Origin of the sequence: Kribbella pratensis, from assembly GCF_004365355.1 — a bacterium.
In the GTDB taxonomy this organism is placed as follows: domain Bacteria; phylum Actinomycetota; class Actinomycetes; order Propionibacteriales; family Kribbellaceae; genus Kribbella.
This window is the reverse complement of record NZ_SODP01000003.1, coordinates 1,238,051-1,251,088: the sequence shown is the minus strand read 5'-3', so window position 1 is coordinate 1,251,088 and position 13,038 is coordinate 1,238,051. Positions and strand designations below refer to the sequence as shown.

Annotated in this window: 13 protein-coding genes; 6 read left to right on the top strand and 7 right to left on the bottom strand. The window is 68.2% G+C overall.

Features of this window, described 5'->3' with window-relative positions; all coding sequences use genetic code 11:
- Positions 1–69: 69 nt before the first annotated feature.
- Both EV653_RS33965 and EV653_RS33960 read left to right on the top strand, forming a co-directional pair.
- Complete coding sequence (locus tag EV653_RS33965; RefSeq protein ID WP_202871943.1) at positions 70–582, top strand: GbsR/MarR family transcriptional regulator; 513 nt, start codon at positions 70–72, stop codon at positions 580–582.
- Between the two features lie 207 nt (positions 583–789).
- Positions 790–1,710 (top strand): type IV toxin-antitoxin system AbiEi family antitoxin domain-containing protein, encoded by a 921-nt coding sequence (locus EV653_RS33960; RefSeq protein WP_166679654.1) that lies wholly within the window; start codon positions 790–792, stop codon positions 1,708–1,710.
- 98 nt (positions 1,711–1,808) lie between these two features.
- On the opposite strand, the gene EV653_RS33955 is transcribed toward EV653_RS33960, so the two are convergent.
- A complete protein-coding gene (locus EV653_RS33955) occupies positions 1,809–2,489 on the bottom strand; it encodes an NBR1-Ig-like domain-containing protein (protein ID WP_134109078.1) in 681 nt (226 codons plus the stop codon).
- Between the two features lie 116 nt (positions 2,490–2,605).
- Between EV653_RS33955 and EV653_RS33950 the strand changes: the two genes are divergently transcribed.
- Complete coding sequence (locus EV653_RS33950) at positions 2,606–3,289, top strand: CHAP domain-containing protein (protein ID WP_134109076.1); 684 nt, start codon at positions 2,606–2,608, stop codon at positions 3,287–3,289.
- Between the two features lie 30 nt (positions 3,290–3,319).
- Here EV653_RS33950 and EV653_RS33945 read toward each other — a convergent pair whose 3' ends face one another.
- The gene (locus tag EV653_RS33945) at positions 3,320–4,042 is read right to left on the bottom strand and encodes an alpha/beta fold hydrolase (RefSeq protein WP_134109074.1); all 723 of its coding nucleotides are present in this window, start codon (positions 4,040–4,042) and stop codon (positions 3,320–3,322) included.
- Between the two features lie 29 nt (positions 4,043–4,071).
- A complete protein-coding gene (locus EV653_RS33940; RefSeq protein WP_238160609.1) occupies positions 4,072–5,133 on the bottom strand; it encodes a LacI family DNA-binding transcriptional regulator in 1,062 nt (353 codons plus the stop codon).
- A 109-nt stretch (positions 5,134–5,242) separates the two neighbouring features.
- Here EV653_RS33940 and EV653_RS33935 point away from each other — a divergent pair, with 109 nt between their 5' ends.
- From EV653_RS33935 to EV653_RS33925, 3 genes are read left to right on the top strand one after another with little or no spacing between them, the layout of a single operon-like run.
- A complete protein-coding gene (locus tag EV653_RS33935; protein ID WP_202871941.1) occupies positions 5,243–6,199 on the top strand; it encodes a carbohydrate ABC transporter permease in 957 nt (318 codons plus the stop codon).
- Positions 6,183–7,106 (top strand): carbohydrate ABC transporter permease, encoded by a 924-nt coding sequence (locus EV653_RS33930; protein WP_238160608.1) that lies wholly within the window; start codon positions 6,183–6,185, stop codon positions 7,104–7,106. The genes EV653_RS33935 and EV653_RS33930 overlap by 17 nt, the downstream gene beginning before the upstream one ends.
- A gap of 12 nt (positions 7,107–7,118) precedes the next feature.
- Positions 7,119–8,420 carry an extracellular solute-binding protein gene (locus EV653_RS33925; RefSeq protein WP_134109072.1) on the top strand — a complete coding sequence of 434 codons (1,302 nt, stop codon included), beginning with the start codon at positions 7,119–7,121 and terminating at the stop codon, positions 8,418–8,420.
- Positions 8,421–8,637: 217 nt separating this feature from the next.
- Here the strand turns inward: EV653_RS33925 and egtD are convergent, their stop codons facing one another.
- Genes egtD through EV653_RS33905 form a run of 4 tightly spaced genes read right to left on the bottom strand, consistent with a single transcriptional unit; the run spans position 8,638 to position 12,942 of the window.
- Complete coding sequence (gene egtD / locus EV653_RS33920) at positions 8,638–9,603, bottom strand: L-histidine N(alpha)-methyltransferase (protein WP_134109070.1); 966 nt, start codon at positions 9,601–9,603, stop codon at positions 8,638–8,640.
- Positions 9,600–10,361: an ergothioneine biosynthesis protein EgtC gene (gene egtC / locus EV653_RS33915; RefSeq protein ID WP_134109068.1), complete on the bottom strand. Its 762-nt coding sequence runs from the start codon at positions 10,359–10,361 to the stop codon at positions 9,600–9,602. Before egtC ends, egtD begins: the two co-directional genes overlap by 4 nt.
- Positions 10,361–11,713, bottom strand: coding sequence for an ergothioneine biosynthesis protein EgtB (gene egtB, locus EV653_RS33910; RefSeq protein WP_134109066.1), 1,353 nt, complete (start codon positions 11,711–11,713; stop codon positions 10,361–10,363). Before egtB ends, egtC begins: the two co-directional genes overlap by 1 nt.
- On the bottom strand, positions 11,710–12,942 hold the full coding sequence (locus EV653_RS33905) for a glutamate-cysteine ligase family protein (protein ID WP_134109064.1): 1,233 nt from the start codon (positions 12,940–12,942) through the stop codon (positions 11,710–11,712). Before EV653_RS33905 ends, egtB begins: the two co-directional genes overlap by 4 nt.
- Positions 12,943–13,038: the final 96 nt, after the last annotated feature.

The following is a 13,038-nucleotide window of genomic DNA, read 5'->3' as shown; positions in this document are numbered from 1 at the left end:
TACACTGCGTTCAGAAGATTGTGAATCTTCCTAACGGATTCCTGACGGCTCAGAGGGGATGATGGGGCGGTGAGTGCAGATCGAGACGACGACGCCGTCAAGCGGTACACCGAGCAGTTCGGCAACCTGCTCGCCGAGACAGGCTGGCCGCGGATGGCGGCCCGGGTGTTCGCCGCGATCCTGTCCAGCGTGTCCGGCCGGATGACCGCCGCCGAGCTGTCCGACCAACTGCAGGCCAGCCCCGCCGCAGTCTCCGGCGCGGTCAACTACCTGCTGCAGCTGCGCCTGGCCACCCGCGAGCGCGAGCCCGGCACCCGCCGCGATGTGTATGTCGTCCAGGACGACGCCTGGTACCAGACGATGATGAGCGAGGACGCATCGCTCGCACGCTGGTCGGAGTCCCTCCGCAAGGTCCTCGACGCCGCCGGAGAGGGCTCCGACGCCCACCGCCGCATCCGCATCTCACTCGGCTTCATCGACTTCATCGGCGAAGAAGTGAAGGGCCTCAGCGAACGCTGGATCAAACGCAAAGCCGAGCTGGACGCCGAAATCGACGCCGACTACAACTCCCCCGACCGGTAGCCACGCCGATCGTTGTGGGCTTGCACAGCGTGGGGGGGCCTCGGCAGCCACACCGATCGTGGTGGGCTTGAACAGGGTGTGGGGGCCTGGCACAGGCTATTTCCTGTTCTGCGCCCCCGGTTGGTGTGCGCCGCCCCGAGTTGTGGTTGTCCACAGCTAGAAGATTCGCCTCGGTCCGACGGCTGGATCAACGGCATGTTCACGGGCATGAATCCGAAGTTGAGTGTGCTCGCCGCCGCCAGACACGGCTGGTTCAGCCGGGCCGACGCGCTCGCGGCCGGCTACACCGACAGCGAGCTGCGGCGCCGATTGCGGGCTGGGCAGTGGTCCCGCCTCTGCCGAGACGTGTACGTCGAACCCGGCACCTGGCCTGTCGGCGAACAGTCGTGGGACCGGGCCGTGCGAATGCACCTACTGCGGACTCGCGCCGTAGCGGACAGGATGGGCAGCGGAGCGGTTGTCAGCCATCAGTCCGCCGCCGTACTGCACGGCCTTCCCAGCTGGGGTCTTGATCTGACCAAAGTCCAGGTGACCAAACCGGCCGGCCGGGCCCGATCCGACCTCGTGACGGACGTGCACCGCTCCCGGTTCGAGCCTGGTGAGGTCACGGTGGTAGACGGCCTTCGAGTGGTCTCACCGGCCCGCGCCATAGCCGAGACGGCCTGCGCGTCGTCGTACGAAGTCGGCGTCGTCCTCGGAGACGCGGCGCTTCACCGACGTCTGGTTACTCCGGAGTCGCTCGTGCTGACGGCGGACCGCCACCGGCTCTGGGCGGGCTCGCCGGCGGCGCGAGCGGCGGCGCGGTTCGCCGACGGGCTGAGCGAGTCGGTCGGCGAGTCGCGGCTACGGGTGCTGATGGCCAACCACGGCGTACCGCCACCGGTGTTGCAGGCAGAGATCCGCGAGGAGGGCGGGCGGTTGATCGGCCGGGTCGACTTCCTGGTGGCCGGCCGGTTGATCGTCGAGTTCGACGGCGCCGAGAAGTACGGCGGAATCGGCGACGTCGTGCTGGCAGAGAAGTGGCGCGAGGACCGGCTCCGCGCCTGCGGCTACCGCGTCATCCGGGTCAGTTGGGCCGACCTGGACCAGCCGCACGCCCTTGCCGAGCGGATCCTCGGCGCGCTCTGAGGACGAGTCTGGGGACATGCACCACCGACTGGAGGCCCTGAACAGGTTATTTCCTGTTCTCGGCCACCACACCTTGTTCACGGCCACGAGTGGGCCGCCTACTCGTAGATGGTGAAGATCGTGCAGTAGATGGGTGGGGATTCCAGGCCGGGGTAGTACAGGCGGCCGGCCTCGTCGGTGATTTTGAAGTACGCCGTTGAGGCGCCGACCTGGGGTGGGGCTTGTAGGCGCATTGTGACGATCACGGTCTCGCCCGGTTCGGCGTCGGGGACGCGCGAGCGGGAGGGCGAGCGGAGCCAGCCGGGCGTGCCCGCGGCGCCCTGGCGGGTCAGCCAGCGGTCCCGCCACGGGCGCTCGCCGCTGTTGCGGATCTCCCAGGTCTTCTCGAAGGGCTGATCGCGGCAGACCCGCGTGCCGTCCGGGACCGTCTCCCCGACCAACTCGGCGCGGTCGTCGGGGTGGTGGTCGATCGGCACGGAGCCACCGAGCAGCACAGGTTGGACATGGCGGCGCATGTCCCGCTGCGACATGTCGCGGCCGGCGCGTACGGCGGCGTCGAGCTCCATCAACTGGTTCACCAGGGACTGGCCGGCGCCGAACGAGGCGTCGTACCACTCGGTCAGCTCGCGGCTGGGCTTGGTGTGGCCGCGCTCGACGCGGGACAGATGCCCCTTGTCCCAGCCGGACTCCGCCGCGGCGCGACTCAAGGGCACACCGGACGCTTCCCGGAGCTCGCGCATCCGGGAGCCGATCACAAAGCGAGCCTGTGCTGGCCTCACGGCGGACTCCCCGGTCCTGCAAGACGATCGTTGCCCACTGCGACAACACGGTAACCCTCTGATTCTCTGTAAATCAGTGCCACTTCGCCAGTCGCCCAGCGAAAAGGACCAACATCATGCGTACCGCCCTCCTGCGCATCACCCTCACCACCGTGCTGGCCACCGCCGCCGCCCTCGGCACCGGCACCCTGACGGCCAGTGCCGCCACCGGCACCGTGGTCACCGACAGCGGCCAAGGCGTCGCCATCCGATCCGGGAACGCGACCAGCTTCGGCTCGGTAGGCACCCAGCCCAACGGACCGGTCGAGATCGACTGCCAGATCTACGGCGAACCCGTCACCGGCAAGTACGGCCGGAGCCTGGTCTGGGACCACATCCCCGGCAAGGGCTACATCACCGACTCCTACGTCAACACCGGCAGCAACGGCCTGATCGCTCCGCTCTGCACCAGCAACCCGCGCGCCGACAACGCGATCGCCTGGTACGCCGCCCGCAGCGGCTCGACCGCCTACCAGGGGTACTGCGAGATGGCCGCCGAGAACTCGTACGGCAAGACCGCGATCTGGGCCTCCGCCAAGGCCGACTGGAACGACGCCGTGGCCCGCGGGGTCGCGCATCGCGGCGACCTGAACCCGCCGAAGGGCGCCCTGGTGTTCTGGGACCTGGCCGCGCCGTACGGCCACGTCGGAGTCGCGAAGGGAGACGGCACCTTCTGGGCCACCAGCGTGAGCGGCGCGATCGGCACGCGCGCACTGCCTTACTTCAACAGCTACCTCGGTTGGGCCTGGCCCAACTTCTGATCGCGAGCACCCGGACGCGCGTTCCGCCCCTCACGCGTCCGGGTGCTCGACCCTGTCCAGCCAGTCCGAAACCAACGCCCGATACACAGCCAGACCAGGCCCAGGCAGCAGGTGATCCTCCTGGTCCAGTACGGCGAAGGTCGCGCGTGGATAGTCCTCGAGAATCGCCCACGAGTCGGCGTACCCAGCCGTTGTGTCCTGGCGACCCGTCACGATCAGAGTCGGACGCTCGAAGCGGGCCGCGGGATCCTCACGCAAGGCGTACGTCGTGAAGTCGCGCTGGATGTGGCCGAGGAAGGCCAGGTCCGCGGCGGTCTCTGCCGCGTCGTAGTACTGGTGCTGACGTTGCCGATCAGGTGACGGGACGAGATGTTCGTCGGTCGGAAGCGTGCGTTTGGCGCGATCGACGACGATGCCCGGTGCCCTCAGCAACAACCCGAGAATGCGGGTCGGGTCGCGGCGGACGATGCCGCGGGCGTGCAACCCGCCGGCCGACGTGCCCGCCAACGCGAACGGCTCGCCGCCGGACAGGTCCTCGACCAGCGCGGCGATCGCGTCGAGCATCCCGTCCTGGTCGGTGATCGACGGAACGGAGGGCGACTTCCCGGTGCCGGGCGGATCGACGTAGATCCGCCGCCATCCCGCTCGGTCCGCGAAGACCGGCTCGTGGACGTCGCGACCTTCACCGGCATCGCCGCCCCAGCTGGGCAGGAAGAAGATCGGACGGCCCGCACCGAAAGACTCGTAGTACACAGGCCGACCCTAGCGAGCGCGTCCGCGGTTCATCGAGGCTTTCTCTTGGCAGCAGAATCCGGTGGGCGTTCGCCGGACCCGCGCTTGATCAGCCCGCACGGCAGCACGATCCGCTGCGGCGGACGGGTGTCGGCGCCGGACGCGCGGTCGAGCAACAGCCGCGCCGCGCTGCGACCGAGCTCGGCGATGTCGGAGGCAACGACCGTGACCGGGGTCGGCAGCATGTCGGCCAGCCGGAAGTCGTCGAACCCGACAACCGCCGGCTCACTCTCGAGTTCGCTGCCGAGCTCGCCGAGCGCACGCAGTACACCTTCGGTGAGGAAGTTCGTCGACGCGAAGATCGCGGTCGGCGGATCCGGCCGCAGCATCACCTCGTGGGTCGCCTTCTCCGCGGCCTCCGCGTTGCCCTCGGGCAACTGGATGACCAGCGACTCGTCGACGTCGATCCCCGCGGCCCGGTGCGCCCGCCGGAACCCGCGCAGACGGCGTCCGATCGTGTAGTACGACGGGGCGAGGATGATCGCGATCCGCTCATGCCCCTGCGCCAGCAAGTGCTCGGTCGCGAGCCGCCCGCCGCCCTCGTTGTCGACCATCACGATGTCCGCGTCGATACCGGTCGCCGGGCGGTCGACGAACACCACCGGCACACCGGCGCCTTCCAGGAAGGCGTGATCGCCCTGGTCAGGCACGATCATCAGGCCGGCGACCTGCCGGCTGACCAGCTCCTGGATGGCGCGCTTCTCGCCCTCCGGGTCCTCGTCGACACTTCCCAGCACGACCGCGAACCCGGACTGCCCCGCGATCTCGAGCGACGCCTTCGCGATCGTCGCGTAGAACGGGTTTGTCAGGTCACCCAGAACCAGTGCCAGCGACGTCGACTTCTTTCCCGGCCGGAGCGCCCGTGCGACCTCGTTGCGCTGGAACCCGAGCTCGTCGATCGCGGCCCGGACCCGCTGCGCGGTCTCGTCCCGGACGCCGTGCCCGCCGTTCACCACCCGGGACACCGTGCCGAGCCCGACACCGGCCCGCCGGGCGACGTCGATCATCGTCGGCCGGGGTACCTCCGGCTTGGTTGGAAACGTTTCGGACACGGGGTTGACTTCCTTTTCGCGACACGGCATCGTCACCCAACAGTAAAACGTTGGAAACGTTACCGTCCAGGAGGCTGGGTGAATTCCTCCCGAGCAGTGCGAGGGGAGCATGAGTAGAGTTTCTGCCGCCAAGACTTCGGTCGGTCGGCGGTCCGCCCGCGGTGGCATGAGCCGGAACGCCGGGTCCGACGTGAAGGCGGCGTACCTGTTCATCGCACCGGCGATGATCGGGTTCTTCGTCTTCGTGGGATATCCGCTGGTCCGGTCGTTCTACCTGGCGCTGACGAAGTACAACGGGCTGACCGACCCGGTCTTCGTTGGCCTGGGCAACTTTCGGCGGCTGTTCACGACCGACCCGGCGTTCTGGCCGGCGCTACGGGCAACCGGGTACCTGGTGGTCCTGTATGTCCCGTTGTCGCTGATCCTCGGGCTGGCGCTGGCGATGTTCTGCAACCAGCGGTTCGCCGGGGTCCGCGTGGTCCGGACGCTCGCCTACCTACCGGTCGTCCTGCCGGCGATCGCGACGATCACGTTGTGGAAGTTCATCCTCGACCCGCAGGTCGGACTGCTGAACACGGTCCTCGACCGGCTCGGGCTGCCGACGAGCCTGTGGTTGCAGAGCGCGAACACGTCGATGCCTTCGGTCGTGCTGGTGATGCTGTGGGGCGTCGGCGCGACGATGATCATCTTCCTGGCCGCGCTGCAATCGGTGCCGACCGAGCTGTACGAGGCCGCGCGCGTCGACGGCGCCGGCCCGTGGTCGGTGTTCTTCCGGATCACGCTGCCGATGATCAGCCCGATCATGCTGCTGCAGGTGATCCTGCAGACGACGGCCGCGCTGCAGACGTTCAACCAGCCGAAGATCCTGACCAACGGCGGGCCGGGATTCAGCACCAATGTGCTGATGCTGTCGATCTACAACAACGGCTTCCCGACCCTGGGCCGGATCCCGCAGCTCGGGTACGCCTCGGCGCAGGTGTGGGTGCTGTTCGTGATCATCATCGCCGTGATCGCCCTGACCGCGAAGTTCTCATCGCTCTGGACGTACAGTGACACTTCCGACTGAGGCCGCCGAGGCGACCGCGCTGACGGCCGGCACCGAGCCGGCGACGAGGGCGCCCGCTCGCAAGAAACCCCGCCTGATCGGTACGACGTCGTGGTACGTCGTCGCGATCTTCATCTGCGCGGTGATGATCGTGCCGCTGCTGTGGATGATCACGATCGGCCTGAAGAGCCGCACCGCGGTCTTCGACATCCCGCCGAAGTTGCTGCCGCACGAGTGGACCTGGAGCAACTTCGTCAACGGGCCGAAGGCGATCCACTTCCCGCGGTTGTTCCTCAACTCGATGATCATCACCGCGCTCAGTGTGTTCGGTGGCGTGCTGACCGCGATGATGGCCGGCTACGCGCTGGCGCGGTTGCGGTTCCCGGGCCGCAAGCTGTGGTTCTACCTGTTCGTCGGCAGCATGTTGCTGCCGGGTGTGGTCGGGCTGATCCCGTTGTTCCAGCTCTACAAGAGCATCGGCTGGTACGACACCTGGCTGCCGCTGATCGTGCCGGCGTTCCTGGGCGGGAACCCGCTGTTCATCTTCCTGGCCCGCCAGTACTTTCTCGCGATCCCCTATTCCATCGATGAAGCGGCCAAGATCGACGGCGCCGGACACCTACGGATCTTCGTCAGCGTGATGCTGCCGCTGACCCGGCCGGCCTGGCTGACGATGGCGATCCTCGCGTTCCAGGCGTCCTGGAACGACTACCTGAATCCGCTGGTCTACCTGTACTCGTCCGGCAAGTGGCCGCTGTCGGTCGGTATGGCGGCGTTCGTCTCCCCGTTCGCGGGGAAGACGCCGGACTGGAGCTACTACATGGCCACCAACCTGCTGTACATGCTGCCGCCGCTGATCATCTTCTTCGCCGCGCAGCGCTACTTCATCCAGGGCCTCGGCGCTCTCGGCAGCACGAACCAGAAATAGAGGGGATTTCCTGTGAAGAGGACATTGGGTGTGACCGCCCTGGCCTGTGCCGGGTTGCTGGCGGCAACCGCCTGCAGCGGCTCGGACTCCGGCGGCGGCTCCAGCAGCGGACCGGTCACCGTGACCGTGATGACGTGGGAGTCGGCCGAGACCAACGCCGCGATCAAGAAGGCGCTGGCCGATTTCAAGGACGACAACATCACCGTCCAGCTGCTCGACACACCGAGCGGCCAGTACGGCGACAAGCTCGCCTCGCTGACCCAGGCGAAGAAGCTGCCGGACCTGTTCTGGTGCGGTAACGACACCGAGCAGCAGTACACCTCGCAAGGCCTGCTGGTCGACTGGGCCGACAAGATCAAGGACGGCGACGGCGACTTCAAGTCGGACAACTTCGTGTCGTCCGCGATGGACAACTGGAAGACCGCCGACGGCCAGATGGGCGGGCTGCCGTCACTGATGAACACGTACGGCGTCTGGTACAACGCCGACGCCTTCACCGCGGCCGGCCTCCCGTTGCCGAAGGCCGGCTGGACGTGGGACGAGATGTACGCCGACGCCGCGAAGCTCGCCAACAAGAACGGGGCGAAGTACGGACTGGTCGCCGATCAGCTCACGTCGCCGGATGGGCCGTTCACGATGAGCATGTACGCCGTGTCCGCCGGCGGTGCGCCGTTCACCGACAACGTGAACCACCCGACGAAGGCCGAGGCCGACGACAAGTACACGGAAGGCGTCCAGAAGCTGGTCGCCGCGATCAAGAACGGATCGGTCGCGCCGCCCGGGTACGACGCCTCGAACGTGCAGTCGCTGTTCGCGGCCGGCAAGGTGCCGATGACGTTCGGCGGGCAGTGGCTGGCGGCCGGGTTCCAGACCGACAAGCCGAAGGTCAAGTACGGGTTCGCGCCGTTCCCGCAGGTGCAGACGCCGACCACGCTGTACGACTCGGTCGGCATCTGCACACCGCAGTACACGAAGGACCAGGACTCGACGTTCAAGGTGCTCTCATACATCAACACCAAGGTGTGGGACGCCGTACTGCCCGCCTCCCCGGTGGCGCCGCCCGCGTACAAGCCGGCCCAGGCGAGCTACTTCGACGCGCTCACCAAGGCCCAGCAGAGCACCGTCGCCGACACCGTGAAGGCGGACCTGGGCGCCGAGAAGACGGTCGGCGTCCGCTTCACCACCCAGTGGGCCCAGCAGGTCGGCGACCTCACCACCGCCAACTACCAGCCGATCCTCAGCGGCAAGAAGCCGGTCAGCGACCTCCCGGCGTACATCGAGAAGATCAACGGATTGATCAAGCAGGGCGGCTGACACCACCCCGCACCCGGCTCGCTCCTCCCAGCTGAGCGATGCCGACAGCATTTGCCTGGTTGACCCACGAAATGAGGGGTTCTACACCCGTAGTAGGGGTGTAGAACCCCTCATTTGCTGGGTCGGCCAGCCAAATTGGCTGGTCGGCCAGGGAAATGGGGCCTGGATGCGCGGGACGGAGGCGTCGGGGGGGTCGCTGGGGTGGACTGGGGTGGAGCTAGACGGCTTGCCAGAGTGACAAGGCGAAGCGGGCTTCGCTGTCGGTCCACCATGCGGCCGGGGTGAAGCCCGCTTTGTCGAGTTCGGCCTCGACGCCGGAGCGGTGGAACTTGGCGGAGATCTCGGTGCTGAGCTCCTCGCCCTCGTCGAACGTGACCTCGAGGTGGATCTCCGGGATCAGCACCTGCATCGCGCGGGTGGCTCGCAGGTGCATCTCGATCCACTCGTTGTCGGCGTCCCAGATCGCCACGTGCTCGAACGCGTCGACGTCGAAGTCCGCGCCGAGCTGCCGGTTGATGACCCGCAGCACGTTCTTGTTGAACTCCGCGGTGACACCGGCCGCGTCGTCGTACGCCGCGACCAGGGTGGCCGGATCCTTGACGAGATCGGTGCCCAGGAGCAGCCATTCGCCGGCCTCGAGGACGTCGCGGATCGAGGTGTAGAACGCCTCGCGCTCCGCCGGGATCAGGTTGCCGATCGTCCCGCCGAGGAAGGCGACGATCCGCGGCGGCTCGCCAGGCAGCTTGTCCAGGTGCGCGGTGAAGTCGCCGACCACACCGCGTACGTCGATCGTCGGGTAGTCGACGTTGATGGCGTCGGAGGCCTCCCGGAGCGCGGACTCGGACACATCGAGCGGCACGAAGCTGGTCAGCGTGCCGCGATCGCGCAGCCCGTCCAGCAGCAGCCGGGTCTTCTCCGACGATCCGGATCCGAGCTCGACCAGCGTGTGCGCCTTGGTGATCGCCGCGATCTCGCCGGCCCGGGCGCGCAGGATCTCCCGCTCGGCCCGCGTCGGGTAGTACTCCGGCAGGCGGGTGATCTCCTCGAACAGCTCACTCCCCCGCGCGTCGTAGAACCACTTCGGCGGCAACCACTTCGGCGTCGCCGACAACCCCGCCCGAACGTCCTCCCGCAGCGCACGTGCCACGTAGTCCGGGGTCAGATGTACGTCGATGAGGGTCACTCTTGTCCTTCCATCGGGGTGATGTGCAAGGTCGTGGCGGTAGCCACCAGCAATGAACGATCGGGTACTTCGGTCCACTGGTGGGGACCGAACTGCTCGGAGCTGACGGTCACTGAATCGGCCGTCCGGTGGACGTGCAGGGAGTGGGTCCACGTCGTGGCGACGAGTTGCTCGCCGTCGGTCAGCAGGACATTCAGCCGGGCACCGGGCGCAGCCGCTTCGACTTCTTGTACGACGGTTGCCACCGCGTCCGCCGGCGGAACACCTTCGGTGAGACGGTTGTGGATCAGGGCCCACAGCAACGCGGAGTCGACCGATGCGTCGAGCCGGAGCAGGTCGACGACGGGGAGGCGCTCGGCCAGCTTCAGGGTCGAGTCCGGCCAGCCCGGGATCCGTCCGTTGTGGCTGAACAGCCAGTTGCCGCGCATGAACGGCGCGACCGCTGCCTGCCCGTACGGCATGTTGACGGTCCCGTTCCGGATGGCGGCGATCACGGCGCCGGAGCGGATCGAGCCGGCCAGACCGGGGAGGTTCTCGTCGGTCCAGATCGGCACGCTCCGCCGGTACCGGACCGGGCCGCCGGACACGGTGACGTCACCTTCGGGGTACCAGCCCAGGCCGAAGCCGTCGGCGTTGACCGAGCCCCCGCCGCGCATGTCGGCCGGGGCCCAGCTCTGTTCGTAGATCGAATGGTCGGGGTCGAGGACGAGTGACGCCAGCGTGACCGGTGGGCCGAGGTAGGCCAGATGGCGGCACATCAGTCGTGCAGCTCCTCGGTGTGCAATTCCTCGGGTCGCGGGTCGCGGGCGCAGCGGAAGCCCGCGAAGATCTGCCGGCGGATCGGGTAGTCCCAGTTCCGGAAGGTGCCACGGGCAACGACCTCGTCGGTTCCGAACGAGCCGCCGCGGAGCACCTTGTAGTCCGGTCCGAAGAACACCAGCGAGTACTCGTCGTACGGCCACGCGCGGAAGCCGGGGTAGGGGTGGAAGTCGCTCGACGTCCACTCCCAGGTGTCGCCGATCAACTGCTCGACACCCAACGGCGACGCGCCCGCCGGGTAGGCACCGACCGGTGCCGGCCTGAGGTGGCGCTGGCCGAGGTTCGCATGCTGCGGGCCCGGCGACTCGTCGCCCCACGGGAACCGCCGGGTCCGGCCGCTGGCCGGGTCGAACCGCGCCGCGAACTCCCACTCCTCCTCGGTCGGCAGCCGCTTCCCGGCCCACTTCGCGTACGCCTCGGCCTCGTAGAAGCAGACGTGCATGACCGGCTCGTCCAACGGCAGCTGCTCCCGGTGCCCGAACCTGAGACGCGACCACTCCCCGTTGTCGTGCGACCAGAACCGCGGCGCGACCAGCGAAGCCTTCTGCACGTGCTGCCATCCAGCGTCGGACCACCACCGCGGGTCCTGATACCCGCCGGCGAGCACGAAGCCCAAGTAGTCGCCGTTCGTCACCGGGACCGTGTCGATCACGTACGGCGCAACGTGCACCGCGTGCGCCGGTCGCTCGTTGTCCAGCGCCCACGGCTCGATCGACGTACCCATCTCGAACACACCGCCCGGAACGAACACCTCCCTGCGGGGCAGCTCCCGTCCCTGCGGCGGCGGTGGCGCGTCGAGCACGGGTGCACCGGCACGTAGCTGATGCGTGGCCAGCATCGTCTCGTCGTGCTGCTGCTCGTGCTGCGTGATCATGCCGAACGCGAACGCGTTGTCGACGAGCTCACGTCCGCCGTCGAACTTCACGTGGTCAAGCACGTCCATGACCTTGTCGCGTACTTCGGTCACGTACGCGCGGGTCTCGGACGGGCCGAGCAGCGGCAATGCCGGCCGCTCCGCGCGCGGGTGCTGGAACGCGTCGTACAGCTCGTCGATGTCCTGACGCAGCGGCTCACGGCCGCCGACGTCGCGGACCAGCCAGAGCTCCTCCTGGTTGCCGATGTGCGCGTAGTCCCAGACCAGTGGCGACATGAGCTTGGAGTGCTGCTTGACCAGGTCGTCGGTGTCGACCGCGTCGGTCAGCTGCACGGTCCGCGACCGGGACCGCTCCAGCTGCTCGCCGACGAAGGCACGCAGGCCTTCCGGTGACAGGTCTGATAGTTGGTGATTCACGAAGCTCGCCTTCCGTGGGTGTCGTCGACGATGCGCTGCAGCCGGGTTGCGACGGCAGCGATGAGTTCGGGATCCGCACCGGTCCGGTCCAGCACCTCGGTGCCGAGGTCGACCACGTCTCGCGCGGCCTGCAGGACCAGCTTGTCCGCCAGCCCTTCACGAGCCGCCGGGAACCAGCGACCCGCCGCGGGCTCGGCCGCGGCCAGGACCTGGTCCATCGGCGCGGACATCAGTGCGGTGAGCAGCAGGGTCGGGGCGATCCACCCGTCCCCCGCCTGCGCGTCGAGGTACCGCACCTCGAGGTACCCGCGCGGTCGCACGGGCGGGAACAGCGTGGACAGGTGATAGTCCAGGTCGTCGTACGTCGGTCGGCCGCCGGGAACCTGTCCGTCCGCCAGTCCGTCCGCCCAGGCGCCGAAGGTCAGGCCGGTCGGTGCGTCCCAGGTGTCGCCGCGCCGCAGGCACAGCACCGGCGCCTCCATCGCCGTCCGCGCCCACGCCGCAGCCGGGTCGCCGTCCAACGGCGGCGGCTCGGTGAACGGGGCACAGGTCCCGAAGGTCGCCTCGGTCCGGGCAGAGGCCCACCCGGTGTCCGAACCGGCGCGACGGCGGGAGTTGGCGAAGAGACCGACGAGGGCGGGACCGAGATCGTGCAGGGCGCGCCAGCGCACTGCGGTCTCGTCCTGTTCGCCGGCGTCGAGACAGATCTGCAGGCCCGCCGTGCTGCACATCATCCGCGGGCCGTGCGGTCCGAGCCGCTGGAACGCGTGTTCCATCGCCGCGTAGCGCGGGACGGTGAGGATGCGGCGGGGTGCGCGGAACGGGTCCAGGCCGTAGGCGCCGGGAATCAGGCCCGCGTCCATGAGGAGCGCCGTGAGCTCGGCGGCGTCGGCGGCGGTGTCGTCGATCAACCGGGGAATCGATTCCGCCGCGGGTACTGAGATCTCGACCTGGCCGCCGGGCTCGACGGTGACCAGGGCGCCCCGGCTCAGCGGCAGTTGCGGACTGCCTCTCACCAGGGTCGCGGGGGCATGCAGCCCCAGGGCTTTGCTCAACCGGCCGGCGTCGAGGGGCCGGTGCGGATCATCCGCGTGATGCACCGTCCACTCGAGCTCGACGCCGTACAGCCGAGGTGGACCGTGCTTGAAACAGACCATCGCGACGTACCCCTCCGCTTCGGCCCGGGAGCCGATCGGAGTCGTCGCCGGAGAACCACCGGGCGAGGTCACGTCAGCGAACCTAGCTCCGGACCCAGAACTGGACAACCGACAAGGAATTACCCATCGGTGACGTCTGCACTGCCTGTCGATTCATGCACAGCATGC

What these genes read in the sequence shown, in the direction of transcription:
- EV653_RS33950 (WP_134109076.1), top strand. Translation starts at nt 2,606, where the DNA reads ATGCGTACCGCCCTCCTGCGCATCACCCTCACCACCGTGCTGGCCACC.
- EV653_RS33935 (WP_202871941.1), top strand. Translation starts at nt 5,243, where the DNA reads ATGAGTAGAGTTTCTGCCGCCAAGACTTCGGTCGGTCGGCGGTCCGCC.
- egtC (WP_134109068.1), bottom strand. Translation starts at nt 10,361, where the DNA reads ATGTGCCGCCATCTGGCCTACCTCGGCCCACCGGTCACGCTGGCGTCA.
- EV653_RS33960 (WP_166679654.1), top strand. Translation starts at nt 790, where the DNA reads ATGAATCCGAAGTTGAGTGTGCTCGCCGCCGCCAGACACGGCTGGTTC.